Raw genomic sequence first — 15,707 nt, 5'->3', positions numbered from 1 at the left:
TTCATGGCGACGACTGCCGCAGGTATCACCGCGCTCGCCGCAGCGCGATGGCTGCTTCCCGCCTCGCTGCTGGCCTTGCATCCCGGCCGCCGGGCGACGGCGGCTGCGCAGTCCGGTGCCGAGGCGCCCGGCTGGCCGCGCCGCTTCGAGAATGCCGATGGCTCGGTCACCGAGATTGCCCGGCGCCCGCGCCGCATCCTGTCGACGTCGGTCACCGCGACCGGCACCCTGCTGGCGATTGGCGCACCGCTTGCCGCCAGTGCCAGTTCCGCCAATGGCGCATTCTTCGAGCAATGGGCTGCGGTGGCACGCGAGCGCGGCGTGACCAGGTTGTGGCCGGCCGGGCAGGTCGATCTCGAGGTTGCCTATGCCGCCCAGCCCGATCTCATCGTCGTCTCGGGCAACGGCGCCGATTCGGCCCGCGAACAGTTCGACCGTCTGCAAGCCATCGCCCCCGCCATCATGGTCGATTACGGCCGCCAGGATTGGCAGGGCCTGGCCGTTCAGCTTGGCCTGGCCTTGGGCATGGAGGCCGAGGCCCGTGACGCCATTGCGCGCTTCGACGCCCGGGTGGTGGAGGCCCGCGCCCACTTGCGGATTCCGGAAGGCCTGGCCAACATCGTCAGTTACAACGGCCCCGGCGTGGACAATCCCATCGCCACCGCGAACAGCCCGCACGCGCGGCTGCTGCAGGCACTGGGCTTTCGCATCGAATCCGCCGATCCTGCCTGGCACGGCGCGCTGGGCCAGGCAGGCGACTTCGTCTGGGCGCCCTATGAAGCCCTGACCCGCCTCACCGCGCAGACCACCTTCGTGCTGCGCGCGGATGACTCCGGAGCCGCCGCGATGCTGCGCGATCCCGTGCTCGCCAACCTGCCATCGGTACGGGCCCGGCAAGTCTACGGGCTGGGCAGGAACTCGTTCCGCATCGACGCCTACAGCGCCGGCGAAATCATCGACGGGCTGCTGGCGCGGTTCGCCGCCCGTTGATGCGCATGCCGGCCGACACCCGCTGCCCTGCGATCCTGGCCGCCACCTGCCTGGCCGGTATCCTGCTGCTCGCGGTGGCAAGCCTGGCCGTCGGTGCCCGTCCGCTCGCGGCCGCCACCGTCTGGCAAGCCCTGACTGCCTTCGATGCCGGCGACAGCGAACATCTGCTGCTGCGCCACCTGCGCGTGCCGCGCACGCTGCTGGCGTTGCTCGCCGGCGGCGCGCTGGGTGCGGCCGGCGCGCTGATGCAGACCTTGACCCGCAACCCGCTGGCCGACCCCGGCCTGCTGGGCGTTACCGCCGGTGCGGCGGCGGCCATCGTTGCCGCGGTGGCCTGGGCCGGCGCCTACGGTCCGGCTGGCCAGATGGCGGCAGGTTTTTGCGGTGCGGCGCTGGCCGGCATCGCCGTCTACCTCATTGGCGGGCTGCATCGCGGCCACGATCCGCTGCGTTTGGTGCTGGCCGGTGCGGCGTTGTCCGCGGTGCTGTTCGCGCTGACCCAGATCATCACCCTCAACAGCGACGATCGCGTCTTCGACCAGTTCCGCCATTGGGCGACCGGCTCGCTGCAGGGACGCGGCATGGAGGTGCTGGCCGCCGTCCTGCCGGCCATGCTGCTCGGCTGGCTGGCGGCGTTGGCGCTGGCCAGCCCGCTCGACGCACTCGCCCTGGGGCGCGACCTCGGCAAGTCACTGGGCGCGAGGCCGCAACGGGTATGGCTGGGCGCGGCCCTCGCCATCGTGCTGCTCGCCGGTGCCGCCACTGCCGCGGCCGGGCCGCTGGCCTTCATCGGCCTGGCTGCGCCACACCTGGCGCGACATGCCTGCGGCCCGGACCACCGGCGGCTGATTCCCTGCGCCGCGCTGGTCGGCGCCTGCCTGCTGCTGGCCGCGGACACGCTGGGCCGCATGATCATCCATCCCGCCGAGGCCGGCGCCGGCATCATGGCTGCGCTCATCGGCGGACCCGTCTTCATCGCGCTGGCGCGGCGCCGCATGGGGGCCGGCTAGATGTCCGCGCCACGCAACTGCGCCGTGCTGCCGATCGCCTGGCGGCCGGGCCGTTTCTCCATCGCGGCGCGGCCGCGTGCCGCGGCGGCCTGCGCGCTGCTCCTGCTGCTGGCCCTTGTCCTGGGCGTGGCAGCGCTGGGCATGGGGCGCGGCGGGCTGACGCTGGCCCGCATCGCGGAGATCTGGATCGGCGGCCAGGCAGCCACGGCAGGCGAACGTCTGCTGCTGGACATCCGCCTGCCGCGTGTGCTGACCGGGCTGTTCGTCGGCGCGGCGCTGGGTGTGTCGGGCGCGGTGTTCCAGTCGCTGTCGCGCAATCCGCTGGGCTCGCCCGATCTCATCGGCTTCACGACCGGTGCGGCCACCGGCGCCCTGTTGCAGATCGTGCTGTACGGCCCTTCCATCACGGGGGCGGCGCTGGGCGCCACGGCGGGCGGCTTGCTCACGGCAGCCGTGGTCTGGCTGCTGGCGCGGCGCCATGGCCGGCTCGGGTCGCAGCGCCTGGTCCTGATCGGCATCGGCGCAGGCGCCATGCTGCACGCCGTCAACGGCCTGCTGCTCGCCAAAGGCAATCTGGACAACGCGATCCTGGCCAATCTCTGGCTGGCCGGTTCACTCAACGCGCGCGCCTGGACCCACGCCTGGCTGGCCATCGGCGCGGCCGTCGTGTTCATTCCGCCGGTGCTGCTGTGCGCGCGCCGGCTGGCGATCCTGGAAATGGGCGACGACCTTGCCAGCCAGCTCGGCGTGCCGGTGGAAGGGCTGCGGCTGGGCATGGTGCTCTGCGCCGTGATGCTGGCCTCGCTGGCCACCGGCGCGGCCGGGCCGATTGCCTTCATCGCCCTGGCCGCACCCCAACTCGCCCGCCGCCTGCTCGACGCGGGCGGGCCGCCCGTCCTGGCTTCGGCGGCCATGGGCGCCTGCCTGGTCGCTGCCGCCGATCTGCTGGGCCAGAGCCAGCCCCTGGAACTCAACCTGCCCATCGGCAAGCTCACCGGCCTGCTCGGCGGCATCTACCTGATCTGGCTGCTCACGCGCCGCCGCAGCGCCTGAGACGGTCTACCCCGCATGACATCATTGCCTCCCGATACCCTTATCCCCACGGTGCAGGCGCATGGCCTGAGGCTGGCCAACGGCGGCCATCTGGTCTGCCAGGGCCTGGATCTCGCCATTCCGCGCGGACGCATCACCGTCATCGTCGGTCCCAATGCCTGCGGCAAGTCCACGTTGCTGCGGGCGCTGGCGCGTCTGCTCGCACCGGAGGCGGGGCAGGTCGTGCTGGACGGCAAGGACATCCGCCGCTACGGGGCGCGTGAACTGGCTACCCGGCTCGGACTGCTGCCCCAGTCTCCGCTGGCGCCAGGCGGCATCCGCGTGGCCGAGCTCGTGGCGCGCGGCCGTCATCCGCATCAGTCGCTGTGGCGGCAATGGTCGGCCGAGGACGAAGCTGCCGTGCGGCAGGCCCTGATCCGCACCCGCCTGGTCGAACTGGCCGACCGCCCGGTCGACGCGCTCTCGGGCGGCCAGCGCCAGCGCGTCTGGCTGGCCCTGGCGCTGGCCCAGGATGCGCCGCTCATGCTGCTGGACGAACCCACCACCTATCTGGACATCGCCCACCAGCTCGACATGCTGGACCTGTGCCGCCGCCTGAACCGCCAGGACGGCAAGACCCTGGTCATGGTCCTGCACGACCTGAACCAGGCGGCACGCTACGCCGACCACATCGTCGCCATGCGGGCAGGGGCCGTGGAAGCCGTCGGCCCGCCTGCCGAGATCATCGAACCGGAACTGGTGCAGCGGCTATTCGGCATCCGCAGCGTGGTCATCCCCGATCCGGTCACCGGTTCGCCGCTGGTCGTGCCGATGGCCGGCGCAGATACGCACGCGGACTGACATCCCTCATCGACCCGGAACAAGGAGCCTGCCATGCCCCATTCCTCTTTATGCATCGGACTTTCCCTGGCCGCCACCTGGCTGTCCGCGGGTGGTTGGCGCCACCCTGCCAGCCGGGTGGAAGAAGTCCATGGTCCCGACTTCTATGCCGGCGTCGCTCGGCGTGCCGAGGCTGCCTGCCTGGACTTCGTGTTCCGCCCCGATGCCCTCTTCATCGACGTGCCGGCGCTGGAGCACGGCCCAGGCTTCAGCAGCCTGGACCCCACCCTGCTCCTGGCCGCACTGGCCCGCGATACCTCGCGCATCGGCCTCGTCACCACCGCCGCCACCTCGTTCAACCCGCCTTACGTCGTCGCACGCCAGATCCAGTCACTGGACCGGATCAGCGCGGGGCGGGCGGGCTGGAACATCGTCACCGCACTGGACGGCGCCTGGAATTTCGGCAGCGCTCCGATGTCGACGTCGGCCGAGGCCTACCGCAAGGCCAGCGAGTTCACCGAGGTCGTGCGCGCACTGTGGCGCAGCTTTCCGCAGGAAGCCGTACTGGCCGACCGTCGAACCGGGCGCTATGCCGACACTTCGTGCATCCACGCCATCGGCCACGAAGGCGAGCATTTCTGTGTGCGTGGCCCGCTCAACGTGCCTGCACGCGCGGGCGGCCGCATCCCGCTCTTCCAGGCTGGCGCTTCCGATGCCGGCCGTGACTTCGCTGCCCGCGTCGCCGACGCCGTGTTTGCCGCCACGCCAGATATCGCCTGCGGCACGCAGCTACGCCAGGATCTGCGCCGGCGTGCCGCCGCGTGTGGCCGCTCGCCCGGCGCAGTGCGTGTGCTGCCTGGCCTCAGCCTCTATCTGGGCGCCAGCCGCGCCCAGGCGCGGGAACTGTACGAAACTACTCACGCAGGCCAGGACAGCGCGCGCAAGCTCAACTACGCCTCGCAGGCGCTAGGGCTGGACCTCGCGCAGCTCGCGCCCGACCAGCCCATCACACCCGCCATGCTGGGCGAGCCTCCGGCCGGCGCGCGCAGTCCCACCCACGTCGAATTGCTGCGCCGCCTGGTCGTCCGCGAACGGCCCAGCCTGAACGATCTGCTCTCCCGCCCGGAAGCAGCGGGTTCGGCCCACTGGATCGTCGTCGGCACGGTCGATGATGCGTTCGACGAAATCATCGAGCGCATCGGCGCCGAGGCTGCCGACGGCTTCATCGCGCTGCCGGGCGGCGCCCCGCAGTCGCTGGATCTGCTGCTCGATGAACTGGTGCCCAGGCTGGTAGAGGCGGGCAGGTTCCGGCGCGGATATACGGCAGAGACGTTCGCGGAGAATATGGGGATCGCTTAGCGTATGACTAGTCCTTCTGCCGCGATTGCAGCCACTGCCGGCCGGCGGCGGTCAGGCGGTATTTTTGCAGGCGGCTGCGGGGCTTGCCGGGGAGGGTCATTTCGATCAAACCTCGATCCAGCGCCGGATTCAGATAGGCCTCGCGCAGATGGGGCAGGTGCTTCAGTTCCAGTACGTCCTGGATTTCGGCTCGTGACATGTCGCCCTGCATCACGGACAGAAGGCGAAGCACCTCCTGCGTGACTTGGTCGGTCGCGCTCGCCCACTCCGCCTCCGGTCGGTGCACCACCGCGCTGAACTGGTTGCCCCGCACGTCACCGGCCAGGTCGATGCGCGGCCATGCCTCCAGCGCACGCGGAATGCCGCTGCCCAGGCCGCGATAGGGCTGCACCCGGAAAGCGTGTTCCGTCAGCGTCGGATTGCGCCGGTTGGTCTTGCCCTGGCGCACATCCTCCACGCTCAGGCTGTCGGGCAGATGACTTCCACCCGGTCGGTGAACACCAGGATACGGATCGAGGCGCTGGTGAAATAGTCGCGATGCACCAGCGCATTGACCAGCAGGACGTGCTCGCTGACATCGGCCGGGCTTTGCGGGCCGAGTTCATCGCCGAGGGGCGCGACATGGTGCAGATCGAGGCGGATGATGGAGCCCGTCTGATCGTTCACTCCGTCGAGGTGCGGGCGCTGGTGATGGCGGCGGTCAACGTCCAGTTGATCGAGACGCGGTGATGAATCGCCGTGGAGACGTATTTCGCTTTCACCTATTTCGACCGGAGGCTAGCCCAGACGAGCCCCGCAAACGCCAGCAGCATTGCGCCTTGCAGGAGGATGGGCTGCAACCGCCACCACAGCCGGCGTGCGGCCCAGCGAACAGGGTGATTCCTGGCATCTTCCAGCGTCGCGGAGAGGTTCTTGATGGCCGTGTCGCGTTGCGATGCCTCCATCACCATTCGCTCTCGCTCATAGAGCAGTTCGGCCAGGTATTCACGAGGATATCTCTCCCGGATGTTCACCTCCCAGGACGTGACAGGGGTCAGTTTCTTGACTGGCATGGACTTCGACATTCCTTCCCGGTGCTCCGGGTCGCTGTATGCGAATACCAGGCCGAACCGCTCATAGAAGCGGTTGCGTCTGTCTCGGTTTTCCTCTTCCGCCTGCCCGGACAGCAACTTGATCGGCCTCACCTTGGCTTCCGGCCATTGCTGCGCCCAGACCACGATCTCGTTCATCAAGTAGGTGCCGATCCGCTGGCCGCGCAGCTCGGCAGGGTCCAAGAAGAGTGCACCGCCTATCAGCGACACCGAGGCTTCGCCTTCGCGGAAACCGCGCGAATAGCTGCCTTCGAACGATCCGCTGATGCGGGATCGAAGCGAGTGCTTGGGCTCGATGGTCTGGTAGGACAGACGAATCGAGGCCTCGTACATCTGACCGTCCCTGTCGTCGCGACGATAGTTCTCCTGTCGCTGGACAAACAGCCGAGCTATCGGCTCGCCATCGGGCTTGAGCCGATCCCGAACCTCCAGCACACAGATGCGAGGCTTGATCCGCTGCTTCTCGCGCCAGTTCGCATCGAAGGCAGGAAGTCCCATTTGCCTATTGCAGAGAGTAGATGCCCCACTCCTGAAGCAAGCCACTCTTGCGTAGGAAATCGGGGCCGACCAGCATTGGCTTGTAGGCCATGCCACGCAGCTCGTCAGCGTGCTTCGCCAGCACAGCTCCATGCCCTTGAGGCAGTTTCTGCACGACCGCGATGGTGGTGGCCAAAGCCACGTCGATGACTTCCATGCTGGGCAACGTTAGCCATGCGTGGATGTTTGCGGTGCTGCCTCTGTGCCCGTTCTGGAGCTTGTCAGCGACGAAGGTGTCATCGAACTTGAACATGCCCGTGGCGGTGCCGTCGTCCACCCAGCCGATGGTGTATAAAACCGGGCACCCTAGCCATGCCTCCAACACCGGCACAAGGCGGTAGTGAATGGACATGCACTGTGCCACCACGTCTGGGTAGTCGAGATCACCGAGGCCCCGCTGCACGACGTAGGGAAATTCGGCTTGCCGTGCATCGGTGAGATAGCGGTGCTCGGGTTGCACTTCGTGCCCGGGCACTTCGAGGCCAAACCGCTTCGATCGTTCAATGGCGGCGGCCCATTCGTTCGCGTAGCTCATCAGTCCAGTCCTTTCGCTTCCCAGCCTTGGGAGGTCAGCTTGACCGCGTGCTTGGATTCCTTGCTGCCAGCGCCGTCAAGGACGCTCTTCACGACAGGGAAGGCGGCCTGCACCTCGGGCTTCTTGGCCCAGTCGGCGAGGTTGTTGACCTTGTAGGTGTAGGTGATGCCCGCCTCTTGGTAGTCGCCGAACTTCATCGGGCCTTCCCACTTCATGATCTTGTCCAAGGCCTTCTTGCCCCAGCACAGGTCAGGTCTGGCGCGAAGCAACTCAATGATCGTTGAGGCAATAGCCTCGTTATTGAGCAGATCGACTTTGGTTTCGTTGTCCGTCAGAATCATCGCCTCCCTCGCTTACCAATTCATTGAGTATTTGTAGATGCCTTATCTACTCGACTCTTTGCCTAATTCTCGCAATCGTTTAAAAGAAATCATCCATCGAGGTTTAATCTTGGTTGCTGCACGGTTCTCGGTGGCAGTCCTCGAGGAATGATGTTTTCTCTGCGTAGCCAATCAAGCCATCGGCCAAGCTCGGCGGGGGTGAAACGTGCTTTGCGTTCGTGCCAGTTTTCGCGAACATCGGAAATGATCTGCGTATCCGTCGGTTGAACACCATCGATCAGAAAATCGTTCCAGACCGCGAAAAGCGTGGCGATCATTTCGACTTCTTCGGTCTTCTTGTCTGCCAGGGCGTAGATCAGGCGGTCAAACTCAGTCTTCTGGCCGGGTGACATCAGGGCTTCGGCTTTCGCTGCGGGTGCCGACAACGCCGGCAAGCAGCGGTATTCCGTCTTCTTCCTGCCGTTGGCCAAGGTCTTTTCATTGACCTCGAACCAGCGGTTGTCTTGACCTTGCCGCTCGAAATCATAAATCCACTTATCCAGTGGCCCGGCCGCTTCACGCTCGGGTTTCAGATCCAGTGCGAGGCCAATATGAGCTTGAGCCAAGTACATCACCTTGGCGGCTGCGGTTCGACCGAAGTATTGGGCGTTGGCGAGTTTGTTGATTGCATAGCAGCCGATGCTGGCGCGATAGGTGGCGAGGTCAATGACTTGTGCTTTTGAACGCAACGTTCGCTGTGATTCTTCCGCTGCATTGCCCTGCGAACGAGTTTTAGTCAGCGCAGTCAACAATTCGGTTTGCTTGGCGGTGGTAGCGTCGATCCGCTGATCCAGCGAATCGCACAAAATGGTCAGCTTGTGAATTTCTTTGATGATTCGACGTTGTTCCTGGAAAGGCGGAAGAGGAATAACGTAGCTGCTTAGCTTATCACCAGGAAAATGCTTAATTGTTGCGCCAGTAAAGTACTTGTCCAGAGCATTCGTGCTGGCATCCTTAGTCAAACATACCTCCAGATAATCAGAGGTCACGCCCAAGAAAGGTCTTGCCCTATGAATGGCTTTCTGAAAGTAAATTTCCAGCTCAGGATGATTCCATATAGCACAACGGCCGGGCTCTCCTCCTTCGCAAATTAGAAGGTCGCCCGGAAGGATAAGGAATTCTTCAAGCTCTCTCTCCTCGAATTTCATCTCTTTGAGATCATCAAGGAAAAACTTATGCCATTGGACATTTGTATTTCTCAAGTATGGCTTTAACTCTCCTTTGTTCTTACTTTTATCAAGCATTTTCCCCAGTCTGGCATTTACTATCTCTCCAAATCTTACCCACTCCCACCCCTGAGGCAACGCATACAGCTTTTCCTCTTCCATAACCTGCGGCAAAGGCTTGGGGCTCTTGAGCCTGCCTTCCTTCACCAGACGCTGTTTCTCAACTTCAATCTCTTTCAGTAATTCGCTGGCCGGCTGATCGTTCGGATCTTGCGGGACGAGTTTTCCCATCACCGCCAGTTGCAGGATGGCCTTGCGCAGTTCGGCGACATTTTCCTTGACTGTGTAGAGCTCGCCGAATTGTTCGGCGAGGAAGGCCTGGGCGCGGTGATGTTGAGCCGGTTCGGCGATGTTCAGCAGTTGCTTGATGGCTGCGGCATGAACGGTCAGGCGCGCTCCCTGCTGTGTAGTGCGCAGTTTTTCCAGTTCATCGCAACGCGCCATCAGTTCGTCGATTTTGGCGACGATACGGTGCTGCTCAGAGATGGGAGGTACAGGAACCAAGAAGGGATTCAGCTTTCCCAGGGAGATGTTAGCAATGTTTGTCGTCTGACTGGCTGCATCAATAAGTGATGAACGCGCATAGGATGTATTGAGTAAATGAAGAACATAAAGAGGAGCCACCTTGTGTGTACGAAGTACACCAAGGAATCCACCAAACGTCGCCTCTTTCACCGGTATTTCTGAAACAACTGCAACCTTCCCAACTAATTCACGGCTATTTGCCATTGACATTACGATATCGTCTTGTCGTACAAGCTGGGAGTTCTTGGACATGAATGTGCGGTCAATATAAAGAAGATCGCTCCATTCAATTTTCTTTTGCACGTTCGCCGTTCTCAGGCAGGCAATGCGACCACTTGCTGGCTCTTTGGTTTTTTCACTTGCAGGAAAAGTGATGCCGCGAATGATGTCCGTAATTTCGCCAAGCCGTGCCCACTCCCACCCCTGCGGCAGTGCGTACGGCTTTTCTTCTTCAGCCACTGGTGGCAGCGGCTTGGGTTTCTTGATCTCGCCCTCCTTCACCAGCCGCTGTTTCTCGGCTTCGATTTTTTGCAACAGTTCGCTAGCAGGCTCCTCGTTCGGATCTTGCGGCACCAGCTTGCCCTGCATGGCCAGCGTCAGGATCAGCTCGCGCAGTTTCTTGATGCCGTCGGGTGCGGCAAAGGCAGTATCGAAATGCTTTTCCAGTAGTTCGGTGAAGTGTTTATTCATGCTCGCCTCCCAGTTCGCGCTCGATCTGTTCGATGCTGGGCAGGCTGGTTTGTAGTTCTTCAGGCAGGGATTCGATCAATTGGTATTCCGCCACGCCGATGGGCTGGGCCTTGTCGCGCAATGCGTATTCGGCCACCACGGTGTTTTTGCTCTTGCAGAGCAACAGGCCGATGGTGGGATTGTCCTGTTCGGCCTTGACCTGCATATCGACGGCAGTGAGGTAGAAGCTCAACTGGCCAAGGTGTTCCGGTTTGAATTTCTCGGCTTTCAGCTCGATGACCACGTAGCAGCGCAGCTTGAGGTGGTAGAACAACAGGTCGATGTAGAAGTCGTCACCGCCCACTTCCAGATGAACCTGGCGACCGACGAAGGCAAAGCCCGCACCCAGTTCGAGCAGGAACTGGGTGATGTGCTTGACCAGCGCTGACTCGATTTCCCGCTCGTTGGCTTCCTGGCCAACATCCAGGAAGTCGAACAGGTAGGGATCCTTGAGGGCTTGCCGGGCCAGATCGGTTCCAGGCGCGGGGAGGCGGTCGGCGAAGTTGGTGATCGCCTGGCCTTCCCGCTCCAGCAGGCGGGATTCGATATGGATTTCCAGTGTGGCGCGTGACCAGCCGTGTTCCACCGCGCGCTGAGCATAGGCCAGGCGTTGTTCGGGTTGCTTCAGCCTGGCCAGCAACACCAGGTTGTGGCCCCAGGGCAATTGTCCAACAGCCTGTTGGACAATTGCCGCGTCCGGCCAGGCGTCGGCGAAGGAACGCATGTACATCAGGTTGGCGCGCGAAAAGCCCTTCATCTCGGGAAAGGCTGTCCTGAGGTCGTGCGCCAGCCGCTCGATGACCTTGGCCCCCCAGCCCTGCTCGGCCTGCCGTTGCAGGATGTCACGGCCGATCTGCCAGTAGAGCAGCACCAGTTCGCGGTTGACGGCCAGCGCGGCCCGCTGCTGGGCACTGTGGATGCGGTTCTTCAGCTCGCCCAACCAGTTGGCGTAGCCTTCCGGAGCTGGAACGAGGGAGACGGGCTTGTCGCTCATTCCGCTACCCCGCTGGTGGCCTTGAGCGCGGCCAGCAGTTCGGTTTTCAGCGCTTGCTGGGCGGCCTGCAACTGGCGGGTGATGTCCTGGTATTCGGCCATCAGTTCGTCCGGGTCACCAACTTCGACGACCACCTCGTGCGGGTTCTTGCAGTCCAGGTTGTAGTTGCGAGCAGCCAGATCCTTGGCAGAGACCTTCCAGGCATGCTCGGTGGTCTTGCGCCCCTTACGCTGCGGGCCGCCCCACCAGGTTTTCTCAAGATCGAATTCCTCAATGGTCAACGGCTTGGAGCGGGAATAGCTCTTGTAGCCTGCCGGGTAGGGGTGCTCGAAGAACCATACGTCCTTTGTGGGGCCGCCCTTCTCGAAGAACAGGATGTTGGTGGCGATGCTGGTGTAAGGGGCGAACACGCCCTTGGGCAAGCGCACGACGGTGTGCAGGTTGAACTCTTCCAGCAGTTCGCGCTTGAGCGTAGTCTTCACCCCCTCGCCGAACAGGAAGCCATCCGGCAACACCACCGCAGCGCGGCCCGTGTCGTGCCTGAGCAGGTGCATGATCAGCGCCATGAACAGGTCGGCGGTCTCTCGGGTCTGGTGCTTGGCGAGGAAGTTCTTCTCAATACCATCCTCTTCCATGCCACCGAATGGTGGGTTGGTGATGATGATGTCCACCCGGTCGCGTGGGCCATAGTCCTTGAAGGGGCGGGAAAGCGTGTTGTCGTGGAGGATGCGGGTAGGCACGTCGATGCCGTGCAGCATCATGTTGGTCATGGCCAGCATGTGCGGCAGGGGCTTCTTCTCGACGCCATGGATGTTCTCTTGCAGCAGCCGGTTGTCATCTGGCGTCTTGACCTGCTTCCTGAGGTGTTCGATGGCGCAGGTCAGGAAGCCGCCCGTGCCGCAGGCCGGGTCGAGAATGCTCTCGCCGAGTTTCGGGTCGAGGATATCGACCATGAACTGCGTGACCGCGCGTGGCGTGTAATACTCGCCCGCGTTGCCGGCCGACTGCAGGTCGGCGAGGATTTTCTCGTAGATGTCGTTGAACAGGTGCCGGTCGCTGGACGAGTTGAAATCCACGTCCTCTTCAATGGTGTTGATCACCTGGCGCAGCAGCGTGCCGGACTTCATGTAGTTGTAGGCATCCTCGAACACCGAGCCGATCACCCGGCCTTGCGCGGACACGCCCGCCTTGGTGGCAAGCTGTTTCAAGGCAGGAAAAAGGTCGTTGTTGACGAAGTCGATCAGCTCTTCGCCGGTCATGCCTTCCGGATCCTTGGCCCAGTTGCTCCAGCGAAAGCGGCTTTGCAGTGGCGAACGGTAGCTGGACTGGGTCAGTTCCCACTCCTGTTCCTTGTCGTCGAAGATCTTCAGGAACAACAGCCAGCAGATCTGGCTGATGCGCTGGGCATCGCCATCGACGCCGACATCCTTGCGCATGATGTCCTGGATGGCTTTGATAAGAGTTGCAAGTGACATGAATACTTCCTGGGTCTAGTTCTGGTCAGGCGCGGTAGAGCTCACGCTCGAGCTCGCCAACGGCCTGTTGGTATTGGGTCTTGCCGCCAAAGGCACGCACCAGTTCGATCGGTGTGCCCATGCGGTTGAAGGGGGCGATGGCGAGGATTTGCGTTTCCTCGATGGCGGCCACACCTTCGTCGGCATACTTGTCGAGCAGGGCTTCGAGTACCTTCTGCGCTTGCTCGCCGTACTTGGCGAAGTAATGGCGCTTCTTGACCTGTTCGGCCCGCTCCTTGCGTGTTAGCGGAGGTTGATCCCAGGCCACGTGGCATAGCAGATCGAAGGGGTCGAAATCCTTGCCGGATTGCTTGTCCACCTCGTCGGCCAAAGCCTCGAAGAAGATCCCTTGATGAGCCAACTCGTCGATGACGGCCTGCTTCTTCTCGGCCTTGCTCCAATGGCGCAGGAAATCGTCAAGCGACGCGAACTCCTTGGCCAGGGTGTTGCGGGTGTAGTCCTTCAGGGACTCGGTGATAAGTTTGCCGTTGGCGTCGAAGTACTGCACCCGTTCGGCCACCACCTTGACCTCAACATTGGCGACAACGTAACGGCGCACGCTGCTGCCTTCCTCACCTGGCAGCGGTTCGGCTACACCGCCGGGGGTCGTGGGGTTGTCGTCCGGCGTGGGATAGGTGAATTCATCGTCAGGCGACACCTCCCCATCTTCTTCATCTGGAGGAAGCGGTGGCTCGCCTGGGCCTGGTTCATAAATCTGCACGGGATCGCCATCGAAAGCCGGATCGGCGAACAGCTCGGTCGCCTTCTTGAAATCAAGGATGGTGAACCAGTACTTGTCGAAGTCCTCGTTGATACGCGTTCCGCGACCGATGATCTGCTTGAATTCGGTCATCGACTGGATGCGCTGATCCAGCACGATGAGCTTGCAGGTCTGGGCATCGACGCCCGTGGTCATCAGCTTGGAAGTGGTCGCGATGACGGGATACTTGCTTTCCGGGAAGATGAAGTTGTCCAACTCCATCTTGCCTTCTTCGTTGTCGCCGGTGATGCGCACGACATAGCGGTGGTTCTGCGCGACCAGGTCGGCGTTTTCGTTGACCAGCGCCTGGCGCATGCGTTCGGCATGGTCGATGTTGTCGCAGAAGACGATGGTCTTGTCGAAGCGGTTGCTGGCCTTCAGGTATTCGCTGATCTTGCGCGCCACCATGTGCGTGCGCTGTTCCAGTACCAGCGTCTTGTCAAAATCACGCTGGTTATAGATCCGGTCTTCGATCTCGTTGCCGTGCTTGTCGAGCATGCCCTTGTCGGGACGCCAGCCGGTCAGGTCTTTGTCCAGGTCGATGCGCACTACCTTGTAGGGGGCGAGAAAGCCATCGTCGATGCCCTGGCGTAGCGAGTAGGTGTAGATGGGCTCGCCGAAGTAGTCGATGTTGGAAACGTCCCTGGTTTCCTTGGGCGTAGCGGTCAGGCCGATCTGGGTGGCGGAATGGAAATACGTCAGGATCTCGCGCCAGGCCGAATCTTCGGCGGCGCTGCCTCGGTGGCATTCGTCGATCACGATCAGATCGAAGAATTCCGGACTGAACTGCTTGTAGATGTTCCGTTCTTCTTCGTTACCGGTGACGGCCTGGTAAAGCGACAGGTAGATTTCATAGGACTTGTTGGCCTGCCGCTTTTGGATCTTGGTCATCGCAGCGCCGAACGGCTTGAAGTCGTTGGTCATGGTCTGATCGACCAGGATGTTGCGGTCCGCCAGGAACAGAATGCGTTTCTTGGCACGCGACCTCCACAACCGCCAGATGATCTGGAAGGCGGTATAGGTCTTGCCTGTGCCCGTGGCCATCACCAGCAGAATGCGCTTCTGCTCTTTGGCTATCGCCTCGATGGTCTTGTTGATGGCGAGCAATTGATAGTAACGGGGCGTCTTGTTGCTGCCATCGCTGTAGTAGTCTTGGGCTACCAAGGCCTGTTGCTGCGTGCTCAGCCCTTGATGCTCTGCCCACCATTGCCACAGCGTATCGGCACTGGGGAACTCATCCAGGCTCAGTTCGCGCTCGATAACACCGTCCTTGGCGATCTTGTTGTGGAACAGGAAGCCATCTCCATTGCTGCTGAATACGAAAGGCACTTGCAGCATTTCGGCATAGCCGAGGGCCTGTTGCATGCCCGAACCGATGGCATGCTTGTTGTCCTTTGCTTCGATGACAGCAATGGGCAGGTTGGGCTTGTGGAACAGCACATAGTCGGCGCGCTTGTGCTGACCACGTGTGTGCAGTTTGCCGCGCACAATGATGCGCCCCTTGGTCAGCAGGAACTCCTCGCGCACCTGGGCCAGAACATCCCATCCGGATTTTTCCAGAGCCGGCGTGATGAACTTGGTGCAGATGTCGCGTTCGCTGAGCGCCTGCTTATTCATAGGATGTAGTTCCTTCCATGCGGCCTTTCCCCATTGTTCCTGCCTGTCGTTCGGTGCTCGACGCGCGATCTTGTAGCTGTGTAGCGACGTCATCCTCTTCGTCCATGACCCTCAATCCAACACAACCAGAAATTCGGTTGCTAACGCAGTCGGCTGAACATCGCGAACATTGCGTTGCAGTGAAACCAGTCCGTAATTGGCCATCGTCTTCAGAGTGCGAGACAGGTTTGGCACCTTGCGGCCGCTGAGTTCAGCCAGCTCCGTCAAAGACTTAGGCTGCTTGTTATGAATTAGGTGCAGCAGACGGCGGTTGTCATCCGATAGCACGGCGGCCAGCGACGCCAAGGATGGGAACCAGATGCTGGGAACCTCGCCGCCCTGCTGGGGCGGGCGATCCAGTTGTCGAACACCCACAATGCAGCGTTTCATGCGCATAAATCCAAAGACACGTCGACTTACAATAATATCATCCACTGATAAACATTGCCGAACAACCAGGGGAACCTTGATACGGCGACACAAAATGGGGTAATCCAATAAAAATTACCTCAATACCCCAAAGTGACTA

Annotated in this window: 15 protein-coding genes; 5 read left to right on the top strand and 10 right to left on the bottom strand. The window is 62.0% G+C overall.

What is annotated here, in order from left to right:
- Positions 1-3: 3 nt before the first annotated feature.
- Genes fepB through TBU01S_RS18540 form a run of 5 tightly spaced genes read left to right on the top strand, consistent with a single transcriptional unit; the run spans position 4 to position 5,231 of the window.
- Positions 4-990 carry a Fe2+-enterobactin ABC transporter substrate-binding protein gene (gene fepB / locus TBU01S_RS18560; protein ID WP_083953717.1) on the top strand — a complete coding sequence of 329 codons (987 nt, stop codon included), beginning with the start codon at positions 4-6 and terminating at the stop codon, positions 988-990.
- Between the two features lie 5 nt (positions 991-995).
- Complete coding sequence (locus TBU01S_RS18555; RefSeq protein WP_217999660.1) at positions 996-2,000, top strand: FecCD family ABC transporter permease; 1,005 nt, start codon at positions 996-998, stop codon at positions 1,998-2,000.
- A complete protein-coding gene (locus tag TBU01S_RS18550) occupies positions 2,001-3,053 on the top strand; it encodes a FecCD family ABC transporter permease (RefSeq protein WP_068638872.1) in 1,053 nt (350 codons plus the stop codon).
- Positions 3,054-3,068: 15 nt separating this feature from the next.
- On the top strand, positions 3,069-3,893 hold the full coding sequence (locus TBU01S_RS18545; protein WP_068638869.1) for an ABC transporter ATP-binding protein: 825 nt from the start codon (positions 3,069-3,071) through the stop codon (positions 3,891-3,893).
- 33 nt (positions 3,894-3,926) lie between these two features.
- Positions 3,927-5,231 (top strand): NtaA/DmoA family FMN-dependent monooxygenase, encoded by a 1,305-nt coding sequence (locus TBU01S_RS18540; protein WP_068638867.1) that lies wholly within the window; start codon positions 3,927-3,929, stop codon positions 5,229-5,231.
- 7 nt (positions 5,232-5,238) lie between these two features.
- On the opposite strand, the gene TBU01S_RS18535 is transcribed toward TBU01S_RS18540, so the two are convergent.
- The 10 genes from TBU01S_RS18535 to TBU01S_RS23260 form a co-directional block, all read right to left on the bottom strand.
- Positions 5,239-5,679 carry a Fic family protein gene (locus TBU01S_RS18535; protein WP_157659204.1) on the bottom strand — a complete coding sequence of 147 codons (441 nt, stop codon included), beginning with the start codon at positions 5,677-5,679 and terminating at the stop codon, positions 5,239-5,241.
- Positions 5,680-5,690: 11 nt separating this feature from the next.
- Complete coding sequence (locus TBU01S_RS24050) at positions 5,691-5,897, bottom strand: hypothetical protein (RefSeq protein ID WP_157659203.1); 207 nt, start codon at positions 5,895-5,897, stop codon at positions 5,691-5,693.
- A gap of 95 nt (positions 5,898-5,992) precedes the next feature.
- Positions 5,993-6,820 (bottom strand): GNAT family N-acetyltransferase, encoded by an 828-nt coding sequence (locus tag TBU01S_RS18525; protein WP_068638861.1) that lies wholly within the window; start codon positions 6,818-6,820, stop codon positions 5,993-5,995.
- Between the two features lie 4 nt (positions 6,821-6,824).
- Positions 6,825-7,394, bottom strand: a complete 570-nt coding sequence (locus tag TBU01S_RS18520) for a hypothetical protein (RefSeq protein ID WP_068638859.1) — start codon at positions 7,392-7,394, stop codon at positions 6,825-6,827.
- The gene (locus TBU01S_RS18515; RefSeq protein ID WP_083953716.1) at positions 7,394-7,735 is read right to left on the bottom strand and encodes an SEN1982 family lipoprotein; all 342 of its coding nucleotides are present in this window, start codon (positions 7,733-7,735) and stop codon (positions 7,394-7,396) included. The genes TBU01S_RS18520 and TBU01S_RS18515 overlap by 1 nt, the downstream gene beginning before the upstream one ends.
- A gap of 89 nt (positions 7,736-7,824) precedes the next feature.
- Positions 7,825-10,215: a restriction endonuclease subunit S gene (locus TBU01S_RS18510; RefSeq protein WP_068638857.1), complete on the bottom strand. Its 2,391-nt coding sequence runs from the start codon at positions 10,213-10,215 to the stop codon at positions 7,825-7,827.
- Positions 10,208-11,248 (bottom strand): PDDEXK nuclease domain-containing protein, encoded by a 1,041-nt coding sequence (locus tag TBU01S_RS18505; RefSeq protein WP_068638855.1) that lies wholly within the window; start codon positions 11,246-11,248, stop codon positions 10,208-10,210. Before TBU01S_RS18505 ends, TBU01S_RS18510 begins: the two co-directional genes overlap by 8 nt.
- Positions 11,245-12,723 (bottom strand): type I restriction-modification system subunit M, encoded by a 1,479-nt coding sequence (locus TBU01S_RS18500; RefSeq protein ID WP_068638853.1) that lies wholly within the window; start codon positions 12,721-12,723, stop codon positions 11,245-11,247. Before TBU01S_RS18500 ends, TBU01S_RS18505 begins: the two co-directional genes overlap by 4 nt.
- A 25-nt stretch (positions 12,724-12,748) precedes the next feature.
- Positions 12,749-15,139, bottom strand: coding sequence for an EcoAI/FtnUII family type I restriction enzme subunit R (hsdR, locus tag TBU01S_RS18495; protein ID WP_068638851.1), 2,391 nt, complete (start codon positions 15,137-15,139; stop codon positions 12,749-12,751).
- Positions 15,140-15,250: 111 nt separating this feature from the next.
- Entirely contained in the window at positions 15,251-15,568 is a 318-nt protein-coding gene (locus TBU01S_RS23260; RefSeq protein ID WP_088178901.1) for an HVO_A0114 family putative DNA-binding protein, read from the bottom strand.
- Positions 15,569-15,707: the final 139 nt, after the last annotated feature.

It is taken from the genome of Thauera butanivorans NBRC 103042 (assembly GCF_001591165.1).
Classification (GTDB): Bacteria; Pseudomonadota; Gammaproteobacteria; order Burkholderiales; family Rhodocyclaceae; genus Thauera; species Thauera butanivorans.
The sequence above is the reverse complement of the archived record's forward strand: the minus strand, read 5'-3'. Positions and strand labels throughout refer to the sequence as shown.